Annotated in this window: 20 protein-coding genes; 9 read left to right on the top strand and 11 right to left on the bottom strand. The window is 64.6% G+C overall.

Annotated features, from left to right (window positions below; genetic code table 11):
* Positions 1-75: 75 nt before the first annotated feature.
* Positions 76-861, bottom strand: coding sequence for an SRPBCC family protein (locus ACK8CP_RS17425; protein ID WP_414832656.1), 786 nt, complete (start codon positions 859-861; stop codon positions 76-78).
* 140 nt (positions 862-1,001) lie between these two features.
* Here ACK8CP_RS17425 and cysQ point away from each other — a divergent pair, with 140 nt between their 5' ends.
* The 4 genes from cysQ to ACK8CP_RS17405 all read left to right on the top strand — a co-directional run bounded on the left by cysQ (position 1,002) and on the right by ACK8CP_RS17405 (position 4,655).
* Entirely contained in the window at positions 1,002-1,838 is an 837-nt protein-coding gene (gene cysQ / locus ACK8CP_RS17420; protein WP_414832655.1) for a 3'(2'),5'-bisphosphate nucleotidase CysQ, read from the top strand.
* Positions 1,828-2,727, top strand: coding sequence for a class I SAM-dependent methyltransferase (locus ACK8CP_RS17415; protein ID WP_414832654.1), 900 nt, complete (start codon positions 1,828-1,830; stop codon positions 2,725-2,727). Before cysQ ends, ACK8CP_RS17415 begins: the two co-directional genes overlap by 11 nt.
* On the top strand, positions 2,724-3,596 hold the full coding sequence (locus ACK8CP_RS17410) for a TrmH family RNA methyltransferase (RefSeq protein WP_414832653.1): 873 nt from the start codon (positions 2,724-2,726) through the stop codon (positions 3,594-3,596). Before ACK8CP_RS17415 ends, ACK8CP_RS17410 begins: the two co-directional genes overlap by 4 nt.
* Positions 3,597-3,677: 81 nt before the next feature.
* A complete protein-coding gene (locus tag ACK8CP_RS17405) occupies positions 3,678-4,655 on the top strand; it encodes a complex I NDUFA9 subunit family protein (RefSeq protein ID WP_414832652.1) in 978 nt (325 codons plus the stop codon).
* Positions 4,656-4,774: 119 nt separating this feature from the next.
* Here the strand turns inward: ACK8CP_RS17405 and ACK8CP_RS17400 are convergent, their stop codons facing one another.
* Positions 4,775-5,581 (bottom strand): undecaprenyl-diphosphate phosphatase, encoded by an 807-nt coding sequence (locus tag ACK8CP_RS17400; protein ID WP_414832651.1) that lies wholly within the window; start codon positions 5,579-5,581, stop codon positions 4,775-4,777.
* Positions 5,582-5,737: 156 nt separating this feature from the next.
* On the opposite strand from ACK8CP_RS17400, the gene ACK8CP_RS17395 reads away from it, so the two are divergent.
* From ACK8CP_RS17395 to ACK8CP_RS17385, 3 genes are read left to right on the top strand one after another with little or no spacing between them, the layout of a single operon-like run.
* Entirely contained in the window at positions 5,738-6,430 is a 693-nt protein-coding gene (locus ACK8CP_RS17395; protein ID WP_414832650.1) for a glutathione S-transferase family protein, read from the top strand.
* 11 nt (positions 6,431-6,441) lie between these two features.
* A complete protein-coding gene (queG, locus tag ACK8CP_RS17390; RefSeq protein WP_414834293.1) occupies positions 6,442-7,566 on the top strand; it encodes a tRNA epoxyqueuosine(34) reductase QueG in 1,125 nt (374 codons plus the stop codon).
* A complete protein-coding gene (locus ACK8CP_RS17385; protein WP_414832649.1) occupies positions 7,566-8,432 on the top strand; it encodes an SDR family oxidoreductase in 867 nt (288 codons plus the stop codon). The genes queG and ACK8CP_RS17385 overlap by 1 nt, the downstream gene beginning before the upstream one ends.
* 55 nt (positions 8,433-8,487) lie before the next feature.
* Here ACK8CP_RS17385 and ACK8CP_RS17380 read toward each other — a convergent pair whose 3' ends face one another.
* The 3 genes from ACK8CP_RS17380 to ACK8CP_RS17370 are packed head-to-tail and all read right to left on the bottom strand — an operon-like array spanning position 8,488 to position 13,016.
* Positions 8,488-9,360 (bottom strand): BadF/BadG/BcrA/BcrD ATPase family protein, encoded by an 873-nt coding sequence (locus ACK8CP_RS17380; RefSeq protein ID WP_414832648.1) that lies wholly within the window; start codon positions 9,358-9,360, stop codon positions 8,488-8,490.
* 56 nt (positions 9,361-9,416) lie between these two features.
* On the bottom strand, positions 9,417-12,059 hold the full coding sequence (gene ligD / locus ACK8CP_RS17375) for a DNA ligase D (RefSeq protein WP_414832647.1): 2,643 nt from the start codon (positions 12,057-12,059) through the stop codon (positions 9,417-9,419).
* Between the two features lie 6 nt (positions 12,060-12,065).
* On the bottom strand, positions 12,066-13,016 hold the full coding sequence (locus ACK8CP_RS17370) for a Ku protein (protein WP_414832646.1): 951 nt from the start codon (positions 13,014-13,016) through the stop codon (positions 12,066-12,068).
* Between the two features lie 164 nt (positions 13,017-13,180).
* On the opposite strand from ACK8CP_RS17370, the gene ACK8CP_RS17365 reads away from it, so the two are divergent.
* Both ACK8CP_RS17365 and ACK8CP_RS17360 read left to right on the top strand, forming a co-directional pair.
* Positions 13,181-13,960, top strand: a complete 780-nt coding sequence (locus tag ACK8CP_RS17365) for a 3-hydroxybutyrate dehydrogenase (RefSeq protein WP_414832645.1) — start codon at positions 13,181-13,183, stop codon at positions 13,958-13,960.
* 40 nt (positions 13,961-14,000) lie between these two features.
* Positions 14,001-14,588, top strand: a complete 588-nt coding sequence (locus tag ACK8CP_RS17360) for an O-acetyl-ADP-ribose deacetylase (RefSeq protein WP_414832644.1) — start codon at positions 14,001-14,003, stop codon at positions 14,586-14,588.
* A gap of 9 nt (positions 14,589-14,597) precedes the next feature.
* On the opposite strand, the gene pyc is transcribed toward ACK8CP_RS17360, so the two are convergent.
* The 6 genes from pyc to ACK8CP_RS17330 form a co-directional block, all read right to left on the bottom strand.
* Positions 14,598-18,080, bottom strand: coding sequence for a pyruvate carboxylase (gene pyc, locus ACK8CP_RS17355; RefSeq protein ID WP_414832643.1), 3,483 nt, complete (start codon positions 18,078-18,080; stop codon positions 14,598-14,600).
* 113 nt (positions 18,081-18,193) lie between these two features.
* A complete protein-coding gene (locus ACK8CP_RS17350; RefSeq protein ID WP_370642387.1) occupies positions 18,194-18,469 on the bottom strand; it encodes a glycine zipper domain-containing protein in 276 nt (91 codons plus the stop codon).
* Positions 18,470-18,603: 134 nt separating this feature from the next.
* Entirely contained in the window at positions 18,604-21,324 is a 2,721-nt protein-coding gene (gene treY, locus ACK8CP_RS17345; RefSeq protein WP_414832642.1) for a malto-oligosyltrehalose synthase, read from the bottom strand.
* On the bottom strand, positions 21,317-23,098 hold the full coding sequence (gene treZ / locus ACK8CP_RS17340; protein WP_414832641.1) for a malto-oligosyltrehalose trehalohydrolase: 1,782 nt from the start codon (positions 23,096-23,098) through the stop codon (positions 21,317-21,319). Before treZ ends, treY begins: the two co-directional genes overlap by 8 nt.
* A 116-nt stretch (positions 23,099-23,214) precedes the next feature.
* Entirely contained in the window at positions 23,215-24,378 is a 1,164-nt protein-coding gene (locus tag ACK8CP_RS17335; protein WP_414832640.1) for a M20 aminoacylase family protein, read from the bottom strand.
* 87 nt (positions 24,379-24,465) lie between these two features.
* Positions 24,466-26,607 (bottom strand): TRAP transporter permease, encoded by a 2,142-nt coding sequence (locus ACK8CP_RS17330; protein ID WP_414832639.1) that lies wholly within the window; start codon positions 26,605-26,607, stop codon positions 24,466-24,468.
* Positions 26,608-26,714 lie beyond the last annotated feature (107 nt).

The following is a 26,714-nucleotide window of genomic DNA, read 5'->3' as shown; positions in this document are numbered from 1 at the left end:
AACCCTCCCTATGAGTTTTGTTATGGGGGCGTGGCGCCCGTTATCCAGATCGCGGCCGGCGATGCGGCCACGACCTTAAAGAATCGCCCAGAGCGCGATCAGAACGAGGATCGCGATAAAGCCCCAGACCATGGGCCCGCCGAGGAACCCGCCGGCGGCGCGTTCTTCGACCGCCTCCTCGGCCTCTTCGGCGGCATGCTCCAGCTCGTGGGCGGCATGCGAAAAGGCTGATTCATGCTCGCCCTCGCGCCTGGCCTCGCTGCTCGTGCCGGCGGAGGTCTCTTGGCCGCCCACTTCCGGCACGCCCGTCGCAAGAGGCGGCACGGTGGCCCCTGGGATCGCAGCCGTGCCGGCAGGCTCTGAGAGCACGGCTTCATCGGCCGTGCCGGCAGCCGGCGCCGCCTCATCGGCCTTGACGGTATGACCGCCGGCCTTTTCGGCGAGGCAGGAGAAGAACTGGTCGGCGAGCTTCTTGGCTGTCGATCCGACGAGGCGATTGCCGAGCTGGGCGAGCTTGCCGCCCACCTGCGCATCGGCGTCATAGGTCAGGATCGTCGTCTCGCCGTCTTCGGCAAGGCGCACATCGGCTGTTCCCTTGGCAAAGCCCGCGACCCCGCCCTGGCCTTCACCGGCGATTCGGTAGCTCTCGGGAGGCTTCACATCCTGCAATTCGACCGTGCCGTTGAAGGTCGCCTTCACCGGTCCGATCTTCGTCGTCACCCGCGCGGACAGGCCGCCGGTTTCGGTCTCATGGAGTTCTTCGCAGCCGGGCAGGCATTCGCGCAGCACGTCCGGATCGTTGAGCAGCGCCCAGACCTTCTCTCGCGGCGCCGTGATCACGTATTCACCGGTGAGTTTCATACTGCCTCCCTACGCCCCCTTGTTGATTGCGTTCGATTGTGCACACAGGCCCATTCATACTCAACTGGCAAACAAACCCCGGCAAAGGCTATTTGATGGCAAGACCGGAGACGACAAGGCCGGAGACAACAAGGGACCTCATGCCACTCAGCCAACTGCCCGCGCCGCTCGATACGCTCATGACGATCGCGATCGCTGCCGGGGAGGCCATTCTCGAAATCCATGACGGCGACCTCGCCGTGGAGAAGAAGGCCGATTCATCACCCGTATCCGCAGCGGATCGGGCGAGCGAAAAGCTCATCACCGAAAGATTGCGCCACGACTTTCCCGACATCCCGATCGTCGCCGAAGAGGCCTGCTCGGAGTTCGGACCGCCCGAATGCGGCTCCCGTTTCTTCCTCGTCGATCCGCTCGACGGAACGAAAGAATTCCTGAGCGGCAGCGGCGAATTCACCGTCAACATCGCCCTCGTCGAGAACGCACATGCCGTCGCCGGCGTCGTCTACGCCCCGGTGCTCGGCAAGTTCTTCTGCGGCCTCAAACAGGAGGCCTGGCGCGGCGAGGTGGAGCGGCCGTCGGGGATCGTCACCGACCTGCAGACGATCGCCATCCGCCCCGTCCCGGAAACGCCGATCGCGGTCGCGAGCCGCTCGCACATGTCGCCGGAGACGGCCGCATTTCTCGACCGTTTCGAAGCCGCGGAGACGCGCTCGATCGGGTCTTCGCTCAAATTCTGCCTGCTTGCGGCGGGCGAGGCCGATTTCTACCCTCGCCTCGGCCCGACCATGCAGTGGGACACGGCGGCCGGCCAGGCGGTGCTGGAGGCGGCCGGCGGCCAGGTTCTCAACCTCGATGGCACGCCCTTTCTCTATGGTCGCGAACACGAAGGCGGGCCCCGCCCTTTCCAGAATCCCTATTTCCTGGCGATCGGCGACCCGACGCTCACAGAAACTCTGATCGGCAATCGTGCAGACTGACCCCCTTCCGGACGACGCCACCTTTCAACCGCGGGTGCTCGCAAGCCGCGGCCACGAGGATTACGCGCTTCTCGACAGCGGCAACGGCCGCAAGCTCGAGCGCTTCGGGCCGATGCTGCTCGACCGGCCGGAGGAGCAGGCGATGTGGGCGCCTTCTCTCCCGGAGAAACAATGGCAGCGGGCAGACGCCGTCTTCACCGGCGACGTGGAAGAGGAAGGCGCCGGACGCTGGCGGCAGAACGCCAGCGAGACGGAATGGACGTGCCGTCACGGCGCGCTCGCCTTCACCTGCCGCCTGACATCCTTCCGCCATGTCGGCGTCTTCCCCGAACACGCCGTGCATTGGGATTTCGTCGAAGAGCGGCTCAAGGGACTTGAGGCGCCGAAACTCCTCAATCTCTTCGGCTATACCGGCATCGCCTCGCTCGTCGCCGCGCAGGCCGGCGCCCAGGTCACCCATGTCGACGCCTCCAAAAAGGCGATCGCCTGGGCGCGCGAAAACCAGGCGCTTTCCGGGCTCGATGACAAGCCGATCCGCTGGCTCCTCGACGACGCCGGCAAGTTCGCCGCCCGCGAGGTGCGCCGCGGCAATCTCTATGACATGATCCTGCTCGATCCGCCGAAATACGGCCGCGGGCCGAAGGGCGAGACCTGGCATCTGTTTGAGGATCTGCCGGAGATGCTGAAACTCTGCGCCCAGTGCCTGAAGCCCGGCGGGACGCTGATCCTGACGGCCTATGCGATCCGCGCCTCCTATCTCGCTTTGCACCAGCTTTCGGCCGATATCGTAGGCGGCAGGGTCACGTCCGGCGAAATGGCGCTTCTCGGCGAAGGCCGCGCCAAGGCCTTGCCCACGGCCCTATATTGCCGGGCGGAGAAACCACAATGAACGAAGCCGAGGAAGAGTGGCGCCCAGGCTTTCACCGCGTCACCAGCCCGTCGAACCCCATCGTCAAACAGCTCTCAGCCCTTTCGGCCAAGAAGAAGGAGCGGGACCGCACCGGCCTCTTCCTCGGCGAAGGCCTGAAGCTCGTGCGCGACGCGCTGGAGACGGGCTTTCGCGTCCACGATTTCATTGCCTCTGCGGAGAGCCTGCAGGAGGGCGCGGTTGCCGACACCGCCGCCGCCGTCAAAGGTGCGGGCGGGCGCGTTCTGTCCGTCAGCCGCCCGGTGCTCGAAAAGCTCTCCCGCCGCGACAACCCGCATTCCGTCATCGGCGTCTTCGAGCAGAGGCTGGCGCCCCGCAAGGAGATCGGCCGCGAAGGCCTGTGGATCGGGCTCGACCGCATCCGCGATCCCGGCAATCTCGGCACCATTTTGCGCACGGCGGATGCGGCGGGCGTCGCGGGCGTCGCACTCATCGGCGAATGCTGCGATCCGTTTTCGCTGGAAACGGTGCGCGCCTCCATGGGCTCCTTCTTCCACGTGCCGCTGGCCACCGCCGATGAGGCGGCCTTCCTCGCCGCGGCGAAGGCCAATTCGGCGCGCCTTCTCGGCACGCATCTTTCGGCCACAGAGGATTTCCGGGAGGCGGATTATGCGCCGCCCCTCGTCCTCGTCATGGGCAATGAGCGCCAGGGTCTGACCGACGCGCTCGCTGCCGCCTGCGACGGCCTTTTGCGCATCCCGATGCGCGAAGGCGCCGATTCGCTCAATCTCGCCGTCGCCACCGGCCTGATGATCTACGAGGCGCTCAAACATCCGCAAAACGCTGCAGCCTTGGGAAAGGCTCAACCTTTACGAAGCACGGGCCGTTGATGGCCGCATGCCCCCGAGACTATATGTGTCCGAAACCCATGCTTCTCGCCTGAGAAGCCACACGCCTGGCAGGAGTTGAACGTGCAACCACCGAGCGAACCGACCCGCCTCGTCACCGTCTTCGGGGGCTCCGGCTTTCTGGGCCGTCATGTCGTGCGTGCCCTTGCACTGCGCGGCTGGCGCATCCGCGTCGCCGTGCGCCGGCCGGATCTCGCCTTCCACCTGCGCCCGCTCGGCTCGGTCGGTCAGATCGTCCCGATGCAGGCGAATTTGCGCTATCCCTGGTCGGTGGAACGCGCCCTCGACGGGGCCGATGCCGCCGTCAATCTGGTCGGCATCCTCTACCAGGGCGGCGCCCAGAGCTTCGACGCCGTGCAGGCGAAAGGTCCGCGCACCATCGGCGAAGCGGCCAAGGCCGCCGGCGTGGACGATATCGTGCATGTCTCCGCCATTGGCGCCGACGCGAACTCCGATATCCCCTATTTCCGCAGCAAGGCGGAGGGCGAAGCGGGGCTGCGCGAACACCGGCCGGAAACCATCGTCATGCGTCCGTCGATCGTCTTCGGGCCGGAAGACGAGTTCTTCAACCGCTTTGCCGGCATGGCGGCGATGTCTCCGATCCTGCCGATCATCGGCGACGGCAGCTCGCGCTTTCAGCCGGTCTTCGTCGGCGATGTGGCCGAGGCGATTGCGAACAGTCTCGAAGGCAAGGCGAAGCCCGGGGCGACCTACGAGCTCGGCGGCCCCGAGGTTTTGACCTTCCGCGAATGCATGGAACTCATGCTGAAAGTCATCAACCGCCGGCGCAAGATCGTGTCGATCCCCTTCAGCGTCGCCAAGCCGATGGGCCGCATCATGAGCAAACTGCCCTCGCCGCCCCTCACCTACGATCAGGTGCGTCAGCTCCGGCTCGACAATATCGTCTCGGAAGAGGCGAAAGCGGAAGGCCGCACACTGGAAGGCCTCGGCGTCGATCCTGCCGCGCTGGAGCTCATTCTGCCGACCTACCTCGTGCGCTTCCGCGACCATGGGCAGTTCGCCGAGAAGCATCCCGTCTGAGACAGGGCCAGAGCGCGAAACGCTAAGAAGCCGCGCTCCGAAGACAGTCAGAACGTTGAAGCGGCGGGGCGAGCTCCCGCCGCGCCGCAGAGATCAGACGAAGAGATCAGGCGCAGAGATCAGCCCCAGAGCCAGAGCCCGATGAGGCCCGCCGTGCCGACGGCGATGCGCCACCAGGCGAACGGCGTAAAGCCGTGGCGGGAGACGAAGTCGAGCAGGCTGCGCACCACGACGAGGGCCGCCGCGAAAGCGAAGACGAAGCCGACGCCGATGATCACCGCATCGTCGGCGGACAAGAGCGCGCGATTCTTGAAGAGATCGTAGGCGAAGGCGCCGGCCATCGTCGGCATGGCGAGAAAGAACGAAAATTCCGCCGCAGAACGCTTGTCGCAGCCCATCAGAAGTGCGCCGGCGATGGTCGCACCGGAGCGCGAAACACCCGGGATCATCGCAAGGCACTGGAACACGCCGATCTTGAAGGCGAGCCCCGGCGGATACCGCATCGCGTCATGATGCACCGGCTTCAGGTCCAGCCGATCGATGAACGCGAGAATGACGCCACCCACAATCAGGGTGATACATATCAGCACCGGCGTCTCGAATAAGACATTCTTAATAAAATCGTGCGCGATGACACCTATGACTGCGGCCGGCAGGAAAGCGAGGAGGATCGCGATGACGAAGCGCCTTGCATCGGGGCTCGTCGGAAGTTGTGTCGCCACGCGCCACAACCGCCCAAAATAGACCGACAGAATGGCCAGGATGGCGCCGAGCTGGATAAGGACTTCGAAGGTCTTGCCCGTCGATTCGAAGCCCAGGAAATGGCCGGCGAGCAGAATGTGCGCTGTCGATGAAACAGGAATGAACTCCGTCAGCCCTTCGACCAAACCGAGGAAAGCGGCCTCAACGATGGTCCCGATATCCAAGCTCTTTCCTTTCCCGCCTAGGCGATCGCCCAACCTTCGCCCGATTGCGCCGCCATGGCACAAGGGCGCTCGCGAATCGTCGCGAGCGTGCGGCTCCTACCACGCCGCAATGAGCTTTCCCATTTCGTTCGACCAGTTTGATAGCCAGCCCCGCTGATGATCCGGCTTTACCACCATCCGTTGTCCGTTCCCTCCCGCTTCATTCGTCTGGCGGTGGGGGAATGCGACCTCAATTGCGAGTTGATCGAGGAGCGCCCCTGGGAGCGCCGTGAGGACTTCCTGCTGATGAATCCGGCTGGCACCCTGCCGGTGATGCAGGAAGACAACGGTCCGCCGATCGTCGGCGCCTGGCCGGCCTCTGAATATCTCGACGAGACCCGCGGCTTTGCCCTCGACGAACACCGGCTTCTGCCGGCGAGCGCCGATGGCCGCGCCGAGGTTCGGCGGCTCCTCGACTGGTTTCTCGGAAAGTTCGATCCCGAAGTGACGGTCTATCTCGCCGAAGAGCGGGTCATCAAACGCGAGATGTCTCGGCTCGGCATGGATTCCTCGCCCGATTCCTCGCTCCTGCGCGCCGGCCGGGCTAATATCCGCATGCATCTGCGCTATATCGACCACCTGATCGTGGAACAGAGCTGGCTTGCTGGCGACCGCATGAGCTACGCTGATCTCGCCGCCGCCGCAGCGCTTTCCGTGGCCGATTTTCTGGGTGAGGTGCCCTGGCAGGAATATGAGGAAGTCAAGGATTGGTACGCGAGGATCAAATCGAGACCGTCCTTCCGTCCGCTCCTCAACGACCAGATGCGCGGCGTGACACCACCGGCCCATTACGCCGATCTCGACTTCTAGAGGCGGAACGCCTGAAGGCGTTTCTGGCCGAAATTGCCCGTGACGAAGGCTTCACCACCCTCGGCGTGACGCATCCGGAGGGGCTCGGAGACGCCGGCAAGCGCCTCGGCATCTGGATCGACGAAGGCCGCCACGGCAGCATGGAATGGATGCCGGAAACAGCGGACCGGCGCGCCGATCCACGCCGCATCTTCCGCGATGCTCGCTCCGTCGTCATGCTCGGCATGAATTACGGCCCCGAAGGCGATCCCCTCGCCACGCTCGCGGAACGGCAGAAGGCGACCATTTCCGTCTATGCCCGCAACCGCGATTACCACGACCTCATCAAGGGCGCGATGAAGCGCATCGGCTCGCGCTTCGCCGCCGAAGCGCGCCGCCGCGATATCCCCGACGAGATCAAGGTGTTTGTCGACACCGCCCCCGTCATGGAAAAGCCTCTGGCCGCCGCCGCCGGCCTCGGCTGGCAGGGCAAGCACACCAACCTCGTTTCGCGCGACCACGGCTCCTGGCTTTTTCTGGGCGCGATCTTCACCGCCGCCGAACTTCCGGCAGATCTCGCCGAGACGGATCATTGCGGCTCATGCCGGCGCTGTCTTGACGCCTGCCCGACGAACGCCTTCCCGGCGCCCTACCAGCTCGATGCCCGCCGCTGCATCTCCTATCTGACGATCGAAGACAAAGGCCTCATCCCGCGCGAATTTCGCAAGGATCTCGGCAACCGCATCTATGGCTGCGACGACTGCCTCGCCGCCTGCCCGTGGAACAAATTTGCCGAAACCGCCTCTCAGGCGAAGCTGAAAGCCCGCGAAGATCTTCAGGCGCCTTCCCTGAAAGACCTCGTCCGCCTGGACGATGCGGCCTTCCGGCAGCATTTTTCCGGCTCGCCGATCAAACGCATCGGACGGGCGAAATTCGTCTCCAATGTCTTGATCGCGATCGGCAATTCGGGCGATCCCACACTTGCATCGGAAGCCCGGGCAAGGCTCGATGACGAAAGCCCGCTTGTGCGCGGCGCGGCGATCTGGGCACTCGCCAGGCTCGCCCCCGAAACGGCAGAGAGGGCACGGGCAGAACTTTTGCCGCAAGAAGACAATGCCGCCGTGCGCGGCGAATGGAATTTGCTTGGCGAGGATTGATGGATCTCTTTTGCTTTGGCCTCGGTTATTCGGCCCGCTTCACCATGGACGCACTTGAACCCGAAAGCGTCTGGGGCACGACGCGCAGCGCCGAAGGCCTGCATGCGATGGCCGCGCTCGGCGCCATGCCTCTCCTCTTCGACGGAAATGCCGGCGCGCCCCATAACGGTGCCGTCTCCGATGCGCTCGCCGAGGCAACCCATGTCCTCGTCTCCATCGCACCCGACGAGACGGGTGATCCCGTGCTGAACGTCTTCGGCGATACCCTGTCGGAAGCGGGGCCCAATTCGATCTGCTACCTCTCAACGGTCGGCGTCTATGGCGACCATGACGGCGGCTGGGTCGACGAGACGTCGGAATGCCGGCCGGTCTCGAAGCGCTCCAAGCAGCGGGTCGAGGCGGAGAACGCCTGGCTCTCGTTCTCAGAGACGACTGGCATTCCCGTTTCGATCGTCCGCCTCTCCGGCATCTACGGCCGCGGCCGCGGCCCGTTCGAAAAGATCCGCAGCGGAACGAGCCGCCGCATCATCAAGGACGGACAGGTCTTCAACCGCATCCACGGCGAGGATATCGGCCAGATCGCAGCCGCCGCTCTCCGGCAGAATGCGTCCGGCATCTTCAACGGCACCGACGATGAGCCGGCCGCACCGCAAGACGTGATCACCTATGCCGCCGAGCTTCTGGGCGTCGAGCCGCCGGAAGAAGTCCGTTTCGAGGCCGCGAATATGAGCCCGATGGCACGCACCTTCTATGGCGAGAACAAGCGGGTCAAAAACGACAAGATCAAGAACGAGCTCGGCATCACCCTCGCCTACCCGACCTATCGCGAGGGCTTGAAAGCCATTCTCGCCGCCGAGAACGACTGAGCCCTCTCTGCGGGCCTGCCCGGCAGGACGCCGGCTGACACAGCCTGCGTCTTTTCTACCGGCGCTGTTCCTGCGGCGCCTGTCCGCGGGCGACGAGGAGACAACCGTCAAGCGCGCCACCTTGCGGCACATCGAGCTGCTGACCGAGCCGCCTTTCGATGCGGGCGCGCAAGACCTCCGCAAGCCCGCCCAGAAGATACATCGGTTCCTCTTCCTTCTCGCCAAGGGCCCGCACCAGATCGGCGGCTTCGTCGGCCGCCGCCTCCAACAGTCCCTCGGCAGCAGGATCGCCGGCCTCCGCCGATCTCACGACATCGGGAACGAGTGAGGCACATTCCCGCGCCCCAGCCTGCAGCAGCCAGTCCAGAATCGCGGCCTCACTGCCGCCAAGCCGGGCCACGAGCCGCTCGGATAGGAGGCTCTCAGGCGCCGCCCCGTCAAAGCTCTTCAGCGCGGCCTCCACCGCCCGGCGGCCGAGCCAGGCACCGGAGCCCCGATCTCCCCCGAGAAAACCCCAGCCGTCGCGCTGGATCGAGGTCCCATCGGCAAAAAGCCGGTGGCCGGCCGCACCCGTGCCGAGGATGACGAGGCGCGCTGGCCGCCCGCCGCTCGCTCCGACGAGCGCCGCATAGCCGTCCGACATCGCCATGATCTCGAGGAACCCTTCAACGGCGGCGAGAAAGGCGGCGCGCCGGTTGACATCGACGAGGCCCGCCACGCCGAGGCTGAGAACCACCGATCCGCGTTCGGTGGCCGGCGTCGTCTGCCGGCAGAGAAGATTGATGAGAGCATCGAGAACGGCAATCGCACCTGGAAGGTCCGTAGAGGGATTGCACGCGCCGCCCTCGCCGCTTGCCACAAGCGTTCCATCGGAGGCGACAAGGCGCGCACGGCACCTCGTGCCGCCGGCATCGACTGCCAGAATCATTCTTTCCATAAAGGTCTGTTCTCGATGCCTTGCGACGCGGAGGCAACGGTCCGCGCTCAATCGCCTTGCACCGCCTTCATCGCCGCCTTCGTGAGCGACTGCCGCACCGATTGATATTCGTCCCACGGATCTCCGCGAAGCGCCGTGAGCCGCTTCGGCAGATTTTCCACTGTGTAGACGTTCGCCGCCTTCACCGATGAGAGCTCGTCCCAGGAAACCGGCGTCGCCACCGGCGCCCCGTCGCGCGAGCGCGTGGAGAAGGGTGCGATGGCCGTCGAGCCACGCTCATTGCGGAGATAATCGAGGAAAATCCGCCCCTTGCGCTTCGCCTTCGACATCGTCGCCACGTATTTCTCCGGCGCCTCCTCGGCGAGCCTCATCGCAAAGCCGCGCGCGAACGCCTTCACCTCGGGCCATTCGGCGCGCCGCGTCAACGGCACGATGACATGCACGCCCTTGCCGCCGGAAAGCATCGGAAAACTCTGAAGGCCGAGATCGGCGAGCCGGTCGCGAAGGTCGAAGGAGGCCGTCTTCACATCACCGAAATCGAGCCCTTCATCGGGGTCGAGATCGAAGACGATACGCTCCGGCTTCTCGACCTGATCGATGCGCGAACCCCAGATGTGGAATTCCATCACCCCCATCTGCACGCCCGCGAGGATGCCCGCGAGATCGTCGACATAGAAATACTGCTCTGTGTCGCCCGAACCTTCGGTGATTTCCACGCGCTTCATCTCGTCGGGAAAACCGCCGGAATCGTGCTTCTGGAAAAAACACTTCTTGGCACGCCCCTGCGGACAGCGCACGAGGCTGAGCGGGCGCTCGGCGAGATAAGGCAGCATCCATTCACCGATCGCCGCGTAATATTCCGCAAGATCGCGCTTCGACAGGCCCTGGCTCGGAAAGACGACACGATCGGGCGACGTCAGACGCACGCCAGCAACGCGCATGTCGTCGCCGTCGCCCGCAGCGCTTGCGGCACCCGCAGGCGACGCACCGCCCGAGCCCCGCTTCCCGGACCCTTGCTTTCCCGGCTCTTGCTTCGACTTCGACGAGGTTTCGGCGTCTGTCGCCGCAACAGGTTTTTCGAGGCTCACTTTGCTGGCCTCCTTGTCCTCGCGCAGTCCCAGGAAAGAGGGATGGCGCAGAATGTTGTCGCCGGTGAATTCGGCAAAGGCGATCTCGGCGACGAGCGCAGGCTTCACCCAATGGGCGCCGCGCGCCACCGCCTTCGGCACATCGGCGAACGGAGGCGTCTTGCGTTCGATCGCTTTCAGCCGCGTCGACAACGCGTCGAGATCGTTCTCATCGAAACCCGTTCCGACACGCCCGTTGTAACGAAGCTTGCCGTCCTCGAAGGTGCCGAGAAGGAGAGATGAAAAGCCGGTGCGCCGCTGCGAAGGCGACCAGCCGCCGATGACGAATTCCTGCCGCTTCGTGCATTTGATCTTGAGCCAGGTCTTGGTACGCCGCGAGCGGTAGGACGCATCCGCCTTTTTCGAGACGATGCCCTCATGCCCGCCGGCACAGAGCGCCGACAGCACCTTCTCGCCTTCGCCGCGCACATGTTCGGAAAACTGCACGACGGAATTTTTCGGCAGCGGCTTCAAGAGCTCTTTGAGCCGCGTCTTGCGCTCGCTCAGTTTTTCGCCGGTCACGTCCTCACCGTCGATCTCGAGAAGATCGAAAGCGAAAAAGGCAAGATCGCCCCCCTCGCCGATCGCCCGCTGCAGGCTGGAAAAATCGGTTCGCCCCTTGTCGTCGAAGGCGACGAGTTCCCCGTCGACGAGCGCAGAGCGTTCGGAGAGTGGCGCGAAGGCCTTGGCGAGCTTGGGAAATTTCGCCGTCCAATCCTGGCCGCTGCGGGTGAAGAATTTCGGGCCTCCTTCACCCAGCGCCACGATCAGACGGTAGCCGTCATATTTCATCTCGTGGACCCAGCCGACACCCGACGGCACGGCATCGACGAGGGTTGCAAGCTGCGGCGAGCGGAAGGCCGGCAGCGCGGCCTTGGCGCCTTTCGTCCTTGCGCTCTTCTTGGCAGCCGCCTTGCCCTTGGACCCAGCCTCGCCCTTGGCAACCTCGCTGCCTTTCTCGGGCTCTGATTCCCACACGGGCGAATCCGCGCCCTCCGCGATCGCCTGCATGCTGCGCCCGGTCGCAACGCTGGTTTCATGGTCTTTCAGAAGGGGATCGCTCTCGTCGGCCGTCTCGTCGCGCTCCTTGATGAGGAGCCAGTTCTCGCGCTTCTCCTTCGGCCGCCCGCGCATTTTGACGAGCGCCCAGCCGCCCTTCATGCGCTCACCGTTGAGCCGGAAATGCAGCTTGCCCTCTTTCAAGCCCTCATGCGGATCATGGAGCGGTTCCCAGGTGCCGCGATCCCACAGCATCACCGTGCCGCCGCCATACTGGCCCTTGGGGATCGTCCCTTCGAAGCCGCCGTAATCGAGAGGATGGTCCTCAACATGCACGGCCAGGCGTTTTTCGCCCGGATCGAGGCTCGGGCCCTTGGTCACCGCCCAGCTCTTCAGAACGCCGTCGAGCTCGAGGCGGAAATCGTAATGCAGGCGGGTGGCATCATGCTTCTGCACGACGAAGCTGGCGCCCTTGGCCTTGCCGCGTTTGCCCTTCGGCTCCTGCGTTTTGGCGAAGTCGCGCTTGGTGCGATAGCTCTTGAGAAGATCTGCCGTCGCCATCAACTCTCCTTAAGCCGATTTGCGCTGGCGGCCGGACGAGCTGGAGGATTTCGCCCGCGACGAAGACTTACCGGTGCTCGGCTTGCTCTCGCGCGTTTTCGACGTGGATGCTGACGTCGTCTTCTTCGCCCGTGAGGATTTGCCACCACTCTTTCCGCTATCGTCGCTCTTCTCCAGGCTCTCCTTCAGCGCCGCCATCAGATCGATGACGTTGTCGCCGCCGCGTTTCGGCGCCTCGTCCTCGTCGCTTTCCACGACCTTGGGCCGCTTCTTCTTGAGCTTTGAGTCGATCACGTCGCGCAGCGCCTTCACGTAATGATCCTTGAAAACGGCCGCATCGAAAGGCGCGGTCTTGCGCTCGATCAGCTCCGAGGCGACCCCCAGAAGATCCTCGTCCGCCTCCTCCTCGCCGATCCCGGAAAAGAAGGAATCCGATTTGCGGATCTCGTCTTCGTAATGCAGCGTCTCCAGGAGAAGCCCCGTCCCGCAGGGCTTGATGGCGACGAGATATTCCTTGCCGCGAAGCGCGAGCTGCCCGAGCCCGACCTTCTCCGACTGTCGCAGCGCATCGCGCACCACGCGAAAAGCGTCCTCGGCAAGATCGTCCTGCGGCACCATGAAATACGGCTTGTCGAAATAAAGCGGGTCGATCTCGCAGGAGCCGACGAATTGCGTGAGCTCGAGCGTCTTCTTGGTCTCGAGCTTGACCTCGTCGATCTCGTCTTCCGACAGGAGGACGTAATTCCCCTTCTCGTATTCGAAGCCTTTCAGGATTTCATCTGTATCGACCGGCCCGACACCCGGAACCACTTTCTGGTATTTCACGGGCTTGCCCGAAGGCTCGTGAATTTGACGAAAGGAGATCTTGGAAGACGTCTTCGTCGCCGAGTAGAGTTCGACCGGGATGGAAACGAGAGAGAGGCGCAGCTGACCTTTCCAGACAGGACGGGCGGCGGGCATATCGGACTCAACTAACTGATAAGACTCACGGACTTTATTCAACGCCGCGCCCGCAGGCGTTGTTCCACTGCGCATGCCCGCCCTGCGGCCACGGGAATTGGCCTGGAAAACCGCGCCTCCCGCAGCATTTTCACGTGCAACGAAGAAATCGCAGGAGAAGAAGCATGTTGAAAGGCAAGACCGCCGTCGTCACCGGATCGAATTCCGGGATCGGCCTCGGCGTCGCCAGGGCGCTCGCCGCCGAAGGCGTCAATGTCGTGATCAATTCCTTCACGGATCGCCCCGAAGACCACGAGCTCGCCGAGAAGATCGCCTCCGAATACGGCGTGACGGCGAAATATGTGAAAGCCGACATGTCGGTCGATGCGGAATGCCGCAGCCTCGTCGAAGAGGCGGCCAAGATCGGGCCGGTTCAGATCCTCGTCAACAATGCCGGCATCCAGCATGTGGCGAAGGTGGAAGATTTCCCGGCCGAGAAGTGGCACCAGATCATTGCGATCAATCTCTCCTCCGCCTTCTTCACCACGGCGGCCGCCGTGCCCGGGATGAAGGAAGCCGGCTGGGGCCGGATCATCAACATCGCGTCCGCCCACGGTCTCACCGCCTCGCCCTATAAGAGCGCCTATGTCTCCGCCAAGCACGGCGTCGTGGGCCTCACGAAGACGGTGGCGCTGGAGCTTGCCGAGACGCCGATCACCTGCAACGCCATCTGCCCGGGCTATGTGAAGACGCCGCTGGTGGAGGGGCAGATCGAAGATCAGATGAAGACCCACAACATGGACCGCGAGACGGTGATCCGCGAAGTCATGCTGGAGCGCCAGCCGACGAAGCAATTCGTCAAGATCGAGGATATCGGCGCCATGGCCGTCTTCCTGTGCTCCGATGCCGCGGCCCAGATCACCGGAACGCCCTTGTCAATCGACGGCGGCTGGACGGCTTTATAAGCGGAGGGAACAGAAGCCGGCCGGGGGGCCTTCTGGGAAGATGGACACGCTCACAATCGCCGAGACGCACCTCTCGATCATCATCGCCGACATCACCACGCTTAACGTGGATGCGATCGTCAACGCCGCCAACCAGTCGCTTCTGGGCGGCGGCGGGGTCGACGGAGCGATCCATCGCGCGGCCGGCCCGCAGCTCCTCGAAGAATGCCGCAAGCTCGGCGGCTGTCCGACCGGCGAGGCCCGCCTGACGGACGGCTACGATCTGCCGGCCCGCCATGTCATCCATGCCGTCGGCCCGCGCTTTAAAGGCGGTGGGCATGGCGAGGCGGAGCTTCTCGCCTCCGCCTACAAGCGCTCGCTCGACCTCGCGGCCGAGAACGGCCTGAAATCCATCGCCTTCCCGGCGATTTCGACCGGCATCTACGGCTTTCCCTCAGATCGCGCGGCGACGATCGCAACCGCCACCTGCGTCGGTTATTCGGAAGGCCATCCGGGCGCGCTGTCGGAAATCATCTTCTGCTGTTTTTCCGAAGAATCGGCAGAGCAGCATCGCCGCGCCCTCGCCGAAATCGGCCAGGAGGCGGAAATCGCCGAAGAAGAGGCCCGGGCAGGACACCCGGGCCGATAATCAAAGAGCCTATTCGGCCGCCTCGTAGCGGATCAGAAGGTCCTTGGCGTCGACGGCATCGCCAGCCTTGACGATGATCGCTTCGATCGTGCCGTCGCGGTCGGCATGGATCGCCGTTTCCATCTTCATCGCCTCGATCGACAAGAGCACGTCGCCCGCCGTCACCTTCTCGCCGGCCTTGACCGCGATCTGCGAGATGACGCCCGGCATCGGCGCGCCCACCTGATCGGCATTGCCCGCTTCGGCCTTCGGACGCCGCGCCGCATCGGCCGCGCCATGCGCCCGGTCCGGCACGCGCACGAAGCGCGGCTGGCCGTTGAGCTCGAAGAAGACGCGCACCTGCCCCTCTTCGTCGGGCTCGCCGACCACCTGACAGCGGATCACGAGCGTCTTGCCGCGCTCGATCTCGACCATCACCTCGTCGCCGGCTTCAAGGCCGTAGAAATAGACGGGCGTCGGCAGAACCTCCGTCGGCCCATAATCCTCCTGCGCCCTGGCGAAGTCGGTGAAGACCTTCGGATACATGAGATAGGAGGCGAGCTCCTCGTCGGAGATCTCGTGATCGGCCGCTTCCGTGGCCTTCGCGCGCTCCGCCTCCAGATCCGCCGGCTCCATCAAGGAGCCCGGCCGCACGGTGATCGGCGTGTCGTTCTTCAGAACCTTTTTCTGGATCGCTTCCGGCCAGCCCCCGGGCGGCTGACCCAGCTCGCCGCGCATCATCTTGACGACGGAATCCGGGAAGGCGATCTCACGGCTCGGATCGACGACGTCGTCGACGGAGAGATCCTGGCTCACCATCATCAGCGCCATATCGCCGACGACCTTCGAGGACGGCGTCACCTTGACGATGTCGCCGAACATCAAGTTCACGTCGTGATAGGTGTGCGCCACCCGGTGCCAGCGCGATTCAAGCCCGAGGGACCGCGCCTGCTCCTTGAGATTGGTGAACTGCCCGCCCGGCATCTCGTGGAGATAGACCTCGGAAGCCGGCGCCTTGAGATCGCTTTCGAAGGCCGCATACTGGTAGCGCACGGCCTCCCAGTAGAACGCGATCTTGCGGATCGCATCGCGCGTCAGGCCCGTCGCCCGCTCGCCCGAGGCGAGCGCTTCCACGATCGAGCCGAGTGCCGGCTGCGAGGTGAGGCCGGCGACGGAATCCATCGCCGCATCGACGATATCGACGCCTTCCTCGACAGCCGCGAGCACCGAGGCGGCCGAAATGCCCGACGTGTCATGCGTGTGGAAATGCAACGGCAGATCGGTCGCCTCGCGCAGCGCCTTGAACAGCGCCTTCGCCGCGGCGGGACGTAAGACGCCCGCCATATCCTTGACGGCGATCATATGCGCGCCGGCTTTTTCAAGCTGCCTGGCGAGATCGACGTAATAGGCGAGATTGTATTTGGAACGGTCCGGATCGAAGAGGTCGCCGGTGTAGCAGATCGTGCCTTCGCAGATCTTGCCGCTCTCGATGACGGCATCCATCGACACCCGCATGTTCTCGACCCAGTTGAGGCAGTCGAAGACGCGGAACACGTCGACGCCCGCCTCGGCCGCCTTGGCGACGAAGAAGCGGACGACATTGTCGGGATAATTGGTGTAGCCGACGCCGTTGGAGCCTCGAAGCAGCATCTGCATCAAGATGCCCGGCGCCCCGGCGCGGATGCGTTTCAGCCGCTCCCACGGATCTTCCGTCAAGAAGCGCATAGCGACGTCGAAGGTCGCCCCACCCCAGCATTCGAGCGAGAAGAGCTCCGGCAGCGCCGCCTGATAGGCCGGCGCGATCGCCGCGATGTCATGCGTGCGCATGCGCGTGGCAAGCAGCGACTGATGCCCGTCGCGCATGGTCGTATCGGTGACGAGCGTCCGCTTCTGTGCACGCACCCAGCGCGCCAGCCCCTCCGGCCCGTCGCGGTCGAGGAGCTTGCGGGTGCCGACGAAATCCTCCGGCATCGCCTTTGCCTCGAACAAAGGCGGCACGGGCGGCGGCACATCGGCCGGCGGACGCGGCCTGTTGCGTGTCTCCGGATGCCCGTTCACCGAGACGTCGGCGATATAATTCAACAGTTTGGTGCCGCGGTCGCGGCGCCGCACCGTATCGAAGAGCTCCGGCGTCTCGTCGATGAAGCGGGTGGTGTAGCTGTTATCCTGGAAAGACGGATGCGTGATGATGTTTTCCAGGAAGGTGAGATTGGTCGCCACACCGCGGATGCGGAATTCGCGCAGCGCCCGGTGCATCCGCTTCAAGGCGTCTTCCGCCGTCGGCGCCCAGGCCGTCACCTTCTCAAGAAGCGGATCGTAATAGCGGGTGATCACCGCGCCGGAATAGGCCGTGCCGCCGTCGAGGCGGATGCCGAAGCCGGTGGCGCCGCGATAGGCGGTGATGCGACCGTAATCCGGGATGAAATTCTCTTCCGGATCTTCCGTCGTGATGCGGCATTGCAGGGCATGGCCGTTGAGGAAGATCTTCTCCTGAGCCGGCACACCGGACGCCGGATCGCCGATCCTCTCGCCCTCGATGAGCTTGATCTGCGCCTTGACGATATCGATGCCCGTCACCTCTTCGGTGACCGTATGCTCCACCTGAACGCGCGGATTGACCTCGATGAAGTGGAACTCGCCCGTCGCGGAATCCTGCAGGAACTCGACGGTCCCCGCACAGACATAATCGGCGGCCTTGGCGAGCTTCAGCGCATAGCCGCACAATTCCTCGCGCTTTTCGGCGCTGAGATAAGGCGCCGGCGCGCGCTCCACGACCTTCTGGTGGCGCCGCTGCACGGAACAATCGCGCTCGAAAAGATGCACCTGGTTGCCGTGCCGGTCGCCGAGAACCTGCACCTCGACATGGCGTGCATGCTCGACGAGCTTTTCCAGATAGACCTCGTCCTTGCCGAAGGCGGCCTTGGCCTCGCGCTTCGCCTGCCGCACGGTCTCCACGAGTTCCTTCTCGTTGGCGATGACGCGCATGCCGCGTCCGCCGCCGCCCCAGGAGGCCTTGAGCATGACCGGGTAGCCGATCTCGCTCGCGACTTCTTTCCAGCGGCTTTCGTCGTCCGGCAGCGGCTCGCTCGCCGGCATCACCGGCACGCCCGCCTCGACCGCGAGATTGCGCGCCGCGACCTTGTTGCCGAGCCGGCGCATCGTCTCCGGCGACGGACCGATGAAGGTGATGCCCGCCTCGCGGCAGGCTTCGGCAAATTCCGGGCTTTCCGACAAAAAGCCGTAGCCCGGATGGATGGCGTCCGCACCGCTCGCCTTGGCGACGCGCAGAATCTCGTCGATCGACAGATACGCCTCGATCGGCCCCATCTGGTTCGGCAGATGCGATCCAGAGCCGATCAGATACGCCTCGTCGGCCTTGAAACGATGCAGGGCGAGCTTGTCTTCCTCGGCGAAGACGGCGACCGTCTTCAGCCCCAGCTCGTTGGCCGCGCGAAAAACGCGGATTGCAATTTCGGAACGATTGGCAACGAGGAGCTTAGAAACTTTCCGCAAGGCCACCCTCTCTCTGCAAGAACGCACTTTCTTACCGGCCGGTTTTCGGCGACGCAAATGAAGAGGCCCCCGGCTTGCGCCGGAGGCCTCTCTTTCAACTCAGCTGCGCGCGATCAGTAGCCCGCCGGGCACTCCGCGGTGTAGCGACGACCATAACGGTCGCGGTAGTAGCAATAGCCGGGGCGGCTCGCCACCGAGCCGATGATGGCGCCGGAAGCGGCACCGATCGCGCCACCGACCACGGCGCCTCCAACCGATTTTGTCGCAAGCCCGCCGATCGCTGCGCCACCGACGCCGCCGATGGCAGCACCGGTCGCTGCGTTCTTGTCCGTCTGCGTACAGGCAGTGATGCTGAGGGCAGCAACAGCAGCAATGGCAATGGCTTTAATTTTCATGCGTCCATCCTCTCCGTGTCCGGGTGCGGTCAACCGTTCTCACAACACGGGCACCCATGCCAAGGTTCCAAAAATTTCATCATCCATGCCGGAGGTTTAGGCGCGACATCGCACTCGCGGGCAAATTCTCAGGACACCGAGGCGAAGAGGAGCGCCAGCGGCGCGCGGCGGAAAAGCTCCGAAGCCGCGATCCGATCGCCCTCGACATCGCCACCGCCGAGAAGATCGGCGAAACGGGCAACCCCGCCGGGCAGCGACACGAACGTGTCGGCAAAGGCGTCGGCGCGCAAAGTGAGCCCGTCGTCCCGCTCGAGCAGCGAAAGCGGCAATCGCGGTACGATCACGACGAGGGTCTCGCCCTCCACACGGCGCGCATAGGCGGTGATCTGCGCCGCCATCGGACCTTCGACGGCAAGCGGTTCGTAACTGCCCTCGAGGAAGAGCCCGCGGTGCTCGCCGCGCAGGCCAAGCAGACGCTGCACGAGCCATGCCTTCGGCACGGCCTCGCGCCATCGGGAGAGCGCATCCGGAAAACTCATCTCGCCGAATTCGTCGAGCCCGAATTCGTCGAGCAACGCCCGGCGCCTGTCGAAATCGACAGGGCGGCGGTTGTCGGGATCGACGAAGGAGAGATCCCATAATTCCGTGCCCTGATAGACATCCGGCACGCCGGGCGCCGTCAACTTGATCACCGTCTGAACCAGCGAATTGACCGCACCGGCTGCAAAGAGCGGGGCGCTCACCTTGAGGAAATCCTGGCGATAGGCGGCAAAATCGTTGGAAAGCGCCGAACGCACGAAATTGGAGAGCTTTTCCTCATAGGCCGTATTGGCGGCCGTCCAGCTCGTCCGCTCCTTCGCCTCGCGCACGGCCTTCAGCATGAAGGCTTCCAGCCGCTCGACGAGATCGCGCATGCCGTCATGATCGTCCGGCTGAAGCTCCAGCGGCCAGCCACCGAGGAGCGCCTGGTGGAACAGCCAGACGACATTCGGCTCCGGCGCCGGCCCGTCGTCGATCTCCGCCACGAGCGGCAGGAGGATCGCGTTCCAGCGCTTCACCGCGTCCGCCCATTCCTCCGCCATTTCGCTGATCGTGGAGATCCGGGCGCGCGCATCCTCGCCGCGTTTGGTGTCGTGCGTCGCCGTCGTCGACAGCGCCTGCGGCTGCGTTTCGAGCCGCTCCTGCATCGCGGGGTGAAAGCTCGCCTGCGGGCCCGGCTCCGGCTCGCCGCCCACCTCGTTGAGCGCAATCAGCCGATTGAAGCGGTAGAAGACCGTGTCCTCCAACGCCTTCGCCATCATCGGACCGGTCGTCTGCTGGAAGCGGCGGGCGAGATAAAGCGCGCTTGCGATCGTCTCGTGATCGGAGAGGTTTTCCAGAAGCAGAAGACCGACCAGGAAATCGACGACCCCCGGATCCTCAACGAAGGGCGACAGCTTCGCCTCCTCGCCGGCTTTTCGCAGGAGCTTGCGATCCTGCTCGGATGCGCCGGACAGGTCGACATAGCTGCGATAGACGGGGAAGGATGTCGCGATCTCGATCAACGCACGACGCAGCGAATCCGGTCCGTAATCGCGCGTCAGCGGATCGTTCTCGCCGATTTCGCGGGCGCGTTCGACGAGATAGGCGAGCTCGCCCGCGAGATTGTAAGTGAGAATGCGCCGCTTGGTTTCGCGCACGATCTCCGAAAACGGCCGCGTTTCGCCCGTCTCCTCGCGCCACGCCGCGTCGAGGCGGGAAAGCCCCTCCGTGTCGACCTGCAGCGCCGTCAAGGCGTGGGCGAATTCGTAGCCGGTCGTCCCCGCCGTCCGCCAGGTTTCCGGCAGCCTTTCGTCGGGGCCGAGGATCTTCTCGACCACGACATAGGGCGCGTTCTCGATCTCCGCGAGCTGCGCGAGATAGGCCTTGGGGTCCGCAAGCCCGTCGATATGATCGATCCTGAGACCGGCGACATCGCCTCTCTCCGCGAGCTCTTTGACGAGCGCATGCGTCGCCTCGAAGACCGAGGGACGGTCGACCTGCACGCCGACGAGATCGGTGATCTCGAAGAACCGGCGATAGGTCAAAGTCTCCCGCGCCATGCGCCAATGGGCGAGCCGCCAGTTCTGCGCCTCGTGCAGATCGTGCAGCGCCTCTCGATCTGCCGCGATCTCGCCAACCGCTCTTTCGATCTTGGCGAGCGCCTCGGGATCTTCGGCAAGCGTCGCAAGCCGCTCCTGGAGAAGCCCCGCCCCGTCGGCCGAACCCGTGGCGAAAGTCAGCGACAGCTCCTGAAAATCCGGCTCGTCGATCTCGCCCAGAATCCGGCCATAGGTATTCGGCGCCAGCGGCAGCGCGATGTCGTAATAGGTGAAGCGGAAGCGACCTTCGTCCTTGTCGAAACGCAGCCCGAATTCCCCGTCTTCGAGAACCTTGCCATAGGGCGCACCGAGCGCCGGAATGAGCAGCTTCGCCGCCGACCAGTCGATGTCGAAATAGCCGGCATACTGGCTCTCCTCGCCCCATTCGAGCACGTCCGCCCAATAGGGATTGGCCGTCGACGCGCCCATATGATTGGGTACGATGTCGAGGAGAAGCTTCAGGCCGTTTGCCTTGAGAGCGTCAGCGAGGCGGGCAAACCCCTCCGCGCCGCCGAGCGCCGGATCGAGCTCGGCGAAATCCGCGACGTCATAGCCATGGGTCGAACCCGGCACCGCCGTGAAGATCGGCGAGGCATAGAGGTGGCTGATGCCGAGGCGCTTCAGATAGGGCGCGAGCCCGGCCGCTGTGTCGAAATCCATCCCCTCGCGAAACTGCAGGCGATAGGTGGCCGTCGGCACCGCCTCGAGCGGCGGACCTGCCTCACGCATGAGACGTCTCCATGAAGAAGGCGACGGCGAGCGCCGGCACGAGCCCGTCGGCGATTTCCGCGTCGACGCCCGGGCCGGAGACAAAGATCGGAGCCGACGGCTTGAAGCTGTCGGTGGAAACGGGCGTATCGCCGAGATTGGCGAGAAGTGTCAGATGAGCCCCGTCGCCCATCGTCCAGGTGACGCGGAAGCCGTGGTCCCCAAGACGTTCCGTCTCGGCGTTCATCGCCCGCATGCCGGCAAGGCGCGGCACGATCTCGCGATGACGCAGATGCAGGAGCTCGCGCGTGAAGGCGAGATGTTCGTGCCCTTCGCCGCGCGCCGCACCCGACCAGTCGAGGCATGAGCGCTCGAACGTCTTCACATCGTTCGGGTCGGCGATCGCCGCCCGGCGCGCGGGGTCGCGAAAGCTCTCCCAGGCCGTGAACTCACGCCGCCGGCCCTCGCGCACGAGATCGGCGAGTTCCCCATGAAAATCGGTGAAGAAGAGGAAGGGCTGCGTCTCGGCATATTCCTCTCCCATGAACAGGAGCGGCAATTGCGGCTGCAGCAGATGAATGGCCGTCAGAAGCCTGAGCATCTCTTCATCGGCGAGCACGGCAAGCCGTTCGCCGTCGGCGCGATTGCCCACCTGGTCGTGGTTCTGCAGGAAGGTGACGAAGGCCGTCGGCGGCTGGCCGGCGCTCGCGACGCCGCGCGGCCCGCCCCAATGCTCGGACACCTCGCCCTGATAGGCAAAACCCTCGCCCAGGATCCGCATCAGATGGCCGACGGGATCATCGGCGTAATCCTTGTAATAGCCCTCATGCTCGGCCGTTGCCGCACAATGCGCGGCGTGATGGAAATCGTCGTTCCACTCCGCCGTGAAATAGCGCGGCGCGCCTTCCGCGTCGCGCTCGTGCAGAGAGACGATGTTGCGCTCGTCCTCCGTCGTCAGATGGATATGGCGGTCGGGCCATTTTTCGCGGATGCGGGAGGAAAGTTCGGGCAGGAGCGTCTCGGCGCCCGGCCCCTTGATCTGATCGATCGCATCGAAACGCATGCCGTCGAGCCGGAATTCCTCCAGCCAGTAGAGCGCATTGTCGATGAAGAAGGAGCGCACGGCCGCATCGTCGTAATGGATGCCCGCGCCCCAGGGCGTGTGCCGCTCCGGATCGAAGAAGGACGGGGCATACATGTGGAGATAATTCCCGTCCGGCCCGAAGTGATTGTAGACGACGTCGAGGATGACCATCAGATTTCGCTGATGCGCGGCATCGACGAGCGCTTTCAGCCCTTCCGGCCCGCCATAGGCGCTGTGCGGCGCATAGAGCAGCACGCCGTCATAGCCCCAGCCGCGATTGCCGGAAAACTGCGCCACCGGCAGAAGCTCGATCGCGGTGACGCCCAGATCTTCCAGATAATCGAGCCGTTCCTCGACCCCCGCAAAGGTCCCGGCCGGGCTGAACGTGCCGACATGCAATTCGTAGGTGACGAGCTCTTCGACCGGGCGCCCGCGCCAGCCCGCGCTCTGCCAGCGATAGGCCTTCGGATCGACGAGCCGGCTCGGCCCATGCACGTCGCCCGCCTGCGCCCTTGCGGCCGGATCTGGGACGGCAAAACCGTCTTCCAGCACGAACTGATAATCCTGCCCCGCCTCGGCTTCCGGAACGGTGAGCTCGAACCAGCCGCGATCGGCCTTGTTCATCGCCAGATCCTGGCCTGCAAGGCGCAGCGTCAGCGCGTTCTGAGCGGGAGCCCACAGGCGGAAACGGGCGCCGCCTTCCGGGCGCATGAAAGCGCCCCATGTCGTTTCAAATAAGAAGCTCTGGGTCACGTAAGATATCAGTCGATAAGGTGTTGCGGGTGCAGTGGCCGGTCAACGCTCAGGCGATCCCAGCGTTCCGAGCCTCACGCCGGCATCGCCGTTTCGACGAGACGCGCCAGATAGCTCGCCCCGTAAGGTGCTGCACTGTCGTTGAAATCATAGGCCGGGTGGTGAAGGCCGGCGGAATCGCCATTGCCGAGAAAGATGAAGGCGCCGGGCCTCGCTTCCAGCATGTAGGAGAAATCCTCCCCCGCCATCAGCGGCGGCGTCTCTTCGGTGACCGCCCCCTCCCCGACGATTTCGCGCGCGACGGCAGCCGCTTTGTGTGTCTGCTCCTGGTGATTGACCGTCACCGGGTAATGCCGCTGGTAATCGAGGCGGGCGCGCGCCCCGAAAGCCTGACCGATCGTCGGCACGAGCTCGTTCATGCGCCGCTCGACCAGATCGCGGATGGCCGGATCGAGCGTGCGCACCGTGCCCTTCAAGGTCCCGCGCTGCGGGATGACGTTGAACGTGTCGCCGGCGTGAAAGGTCGTTACGGAGACGACGGCACTCTTCAAAGGATCCACATTGCGCGAGGCGACCGATTGCAGCGCATTGACGATCTGCGAACCGACGAGAACGGGATCGACGCCCGCATGCGGCTTGGCGGCATGTGATCCCTTGCCCTCGATCTGGATGACGAAATTGTCGGTCGCCGCCATCAGCGGACCCGGGCGGATGCCGAACTGGCCGACGGGAATGCCCGGCATATTGTGGAGACCGTAGATCTCGCTGATGGCAAAACGCTCCATCAGCCCGTCTTCGATCATGGCGCGCGCACCGGCACCGCCTTCCTCGGCCGGCTGGAAGACGATCACCGCGCGGCCGGCGAAATTGCGCGTTTCGGCGAGATAGCGCGCCGCACCAAGCAGCATCGCCATATGCCCGTCATGGCCGCAGGCATGCATCTTTCCGGGCGTTTCGGAGCGCCATGGCTTGCCGCTCTCCTCCTCGATCGGCAGCGCGTCCATGTCGGCACGAAGGCCGATGCCGCGATCGCCGTCTCCGCGACCCCGGATGATTCCGACGACACCGCTTCGCCCGATGCCTTCCACCACCTCGTCACAACCGAAAGCGCGCAGTTTGTCCGCCACCACCTTGGCCGTGCGCGGCACCTCGTAGAGGAGCTCCGGGTTGCGGTGAAAATCGCGCCGCCATTGCGTGATCTCGTCGGCGGCTTCGGCAAGGGAGTTGATGACGGGCATGAGGCGGCTCTCTCGTGAAAGAGCCGATGCTAGCGCCTGTGCCGCACCTGGCAAGCATAGAGAAATTGCCAGGCTTCGCGTTGGCGCTCAGGCGACCGCTTCGGCCGCCCGGCCGCGACGGTCGAGCCGGATCGTCCATAGGAGCAGCGCAAAAGTCATCGCCGCACCGATCGCCGTGGCGACCGGCAGGCCCGGCCACAGCACGACGACACCGGCGACACCTGCAAGAAGTCTGAGCGGCCAGACGAGCGGCGCCTCCATATAGCCTTCGAAGGCGGCTCCGACGGCATAGGAGCCGATCACCGCCTGCGCGAAGACGAGAAGCACCTCCGGCACGCTGCCGTGCAGGAACGGCGTATAGGCGAAGAGGATCGGCACGATGTAGAGCCCCTTGGCGAGTTTCCAGGCCGTCATCCCCGTCGCCATATGCGGCGTGCGGGCGATCGCCGCGGCCGCAAAGGCGGTGAGGCAGACCGGCGGCGTGACGTTGGAATCCTGCGACAGCCAGAAGATGATCATATGGGCCGAAAGAAGGGCTGCCGTGATCAGCGCCGGATCGAGTGCCTGGCCATGGACGAGGCGCAGGACTTCCGCGGGGGCCGCGGCGATGAAGGCGTTCGCCGCCTCGCGGCTCATCGGTGCGGCAAGCTTCGTCATCGCCTCGGGATCGGCGAGCAGGAAGGGCCCGCGCGCCGCCTCCGGCAACGTACCCGAAGTCAGAAGATCGACGAGGTAGCCGTTCTCGATCATGCCCTGAAGGGCAGGCGCGGAGAGCGTCGCGAGCACGATATAGGCGGCTGTCACCGGCAGCCCCATGCCGAGCACCAGCGAGGCGAGCGCAATCAAGAGGAGCGCGATCAGAAGATTGCCGCCCGCCCACTCGGCGATCATCAGCGAGAAGGTGTTGCCGATGCCGGTCATGGCGATGACGTTGACGATGAGCCCGACGGCGATGAGAAGCACCGCCGTCATGATCATGTTCTGCGCCCCGAGCGCCAGGGCCTCGAGAATCGCCTTCGGCCCCATGCGGTTCTTGGTGAGCCAGGAGGCGGCAACGACGGAGAGGATCGCCCAGCCGGCGGCATAGACCGGGGTGAAACCGTAGATCAGAAGCGAGATCAGGGTTGCGACGGGGATCAGAAAGGCAGGGCCTCCCGCCTTCAACACCTCCCAGGCGCTGCGGCTTTCATCGTCGACGCCGACGATATGGTGCTTCTTCGCCTCGATCCGGACGAAGAAGGCGACGGTGAGGAAATAGGCGATCGCCGGCAGCGCCGCGACGGCGACGATATCGAGATAGGGAATCTGAGTGTTCGACGCCATGACGAAGGCGCCCGCCCCCATGATCGGCGGCATCAGCTGCCCGCCGGTCGAAGCCGCAGCCTCCACGCCGGCGGCGAAGCGCGGCGGAAAGCCCGATTTCTTCATGAGCGGAATGGTGATGACGCCCGTCGAGACCGTATTGGCGACGGCCGAACCCGAGATCGTGCCCGTCAGGCCCGACGCGAAGACGGCGACGAAGCCGGGGCCTCCGACGAGGCGGCCGGCGAGCGCCCGGGCAAGGTCGATGATGAAATCACCCGCTCCGGAGCGCACCAGAAACGCCCCGAAAAGGATGAACATGAAGACGAAGCTCGCCGATATCAGGCCGATCGTCCCGAACATGCCCTCATCGGCGAAGATCGAGCGGAAGAGAACCGTCTCGGTGGAGAGGCCGGCGAAACGGAAGACGCCGGGGGCATAGGCCCCGAGAAACGAGACATAGGAGAGCGCCAGGATGATGAGGACCGGGATGATCGGCCCCGTCGTGCGCCGCGTCAGCTCGATCGCGCCGAGAATGACGAGAATTCCGGCCACCCAATGCTCGGGCGACAGACGCACCCCCTGCGCATAGATCGCCGTCTCCGAGCCGATGATGAAGAGCGTCGCGCCGGCGATGACGGCGCCGGTGATGGCGTCGAGCCAGAGTGGCGCCACGAAGCGGCCGAGCTTCATCGGATAGTGCAGGCAGGCGAGAAAGGCGAAACCGGCAAAGTGAATGCCGACGAGCCACAAGGTGGACACGCGCCCGTCGATGTTCGCCCAGATATGGAAGAGCGAAATCGCAATGCCGCAGGCGGCGAAAACCCGGGCTGGCCAGGAGACGAGGCTCCTGACATGGGTTTCGACTTCGCCGTCGACATCCTTCTGAGGCGCGGCCTGCTCAGACGCGTCTTGCGCCTCGCTCATCGTCCGATCCCTGCAGCTGGAAAACTTTCGCGGAGAGCGAAAGACGCCGTCCCAGCCGAGCGGACCGCATGCCAGCGCACGCGGCCCGTGGCCAGGCCTGAAGCGGC

Origin of the sequence: Afifella sp. YEN Y35, assembly GCF_047553465.1 — a bacterium.
GTDB classification, from domain to species: domain Bacteria; phylum Pseudomonadota; class Alphaproteobacteria; order Rhizobiales; family Afifellaceae; genus Afifella; species Afifella aestuarii.
Note: the sequence above shows the minus strand (reverse complement) of the source record. Positions and strands in the feature narration are given on the sequence as shown.

Bases quoted from the DNA above. Each gene is read 5' to 3' on its own strand.
- ACK8CP_RS17395 (WP_414832650.1), top strand. From the start codon at position 5,738: ATGATCCGGCTTTACCACCATCCGTTGTCCGTTCCCTCCCGCTTCATT.
- ACK8CP_RS17385 (WP_414832649.1), top strand. From the start codon at position 7,566: ATGGATCTCTTTTGCTTTGGCCTCGGTTATTCGGCCCGCTTCACCATG.
- ACK8CP_RS17370 (WP_414832646.1), bottom strand. From the start codon at position 13,016: ATGCCCGCCGCCCGTCCTGTCTGGAAAGGTCAGCTGCGCCTCTCTCTC.
- treY (WP_414832642.1), bottom strand. From the start codon at position 21,324: ATGCGTGAGGCAGGTCCGCCGCTCGAGGCGGTGCCGACGGCCACCTAT.
- ACK8CP_RS17365 (WP_414832645.1), top strand. From the start codon at position 13,181: ATGTTGAAAGGCAAGACCGCCGTCGTCACCGGATCGAATTCCGGGATC.
- ACK8CP_RS17425 (WP_414832656.1), bottom strand. From the start codon at position 861: ATGAAACTCACCGGTGAATACGTGATCACGGCGCCGCGAGAGAAGGTC.
- ACK8CP_RS17330 (WP_414832639.1), bottom strand. From the start codon at position 26,607: ATGAGCGAGGCGCAAGACGCGTCTGAGCAGGCCGCGCCTCAGAAGGAT.
- treZ (WP_414832641.1), bottom strand. From the start codon at position 23,098: ATGCGCCCGGAAGGCGGCGCCCGTTTCCGCCTGTGGGCTCCCGCTCAG.
- ACK8CP_RS17335 (WP_414832640.1), bottom strand. From the start codon at position 24,378: ATGCCCGTCATCAACTCCCTTGCCGAAGCCGCCGACGAGATCACGCAA.
- cysQ (WP_414832655.1), top strand. From the start codon at position 1,002: ATGCCACTCAGCCAACTGCCCGCGCCGCTCGATACGCTCATGACGATC.
- ACK8CP_RS17380 (WP_414832648.1), bottom strand. From the start codon at position 9,360: ATGATTCTGGCAGTCGATGCCGGCGGCACGAGGTGCCGTGCGCGCCTT.
- ACK8CP_RS17410 (WP_414832653.1), top strand. From the start codon at position 2,724: ATGAACGAAGCCGAGGAAGAGTGGCGCCCAGGCTTTCACCGCGTCACC.
- ACK8CP_RS17360 (WP_414832644.1), top strand. From the start codon at position 14,001: ATGGACACGCTCACAATCGCCGAGACGCACCTCTCGATCATCATCGCC.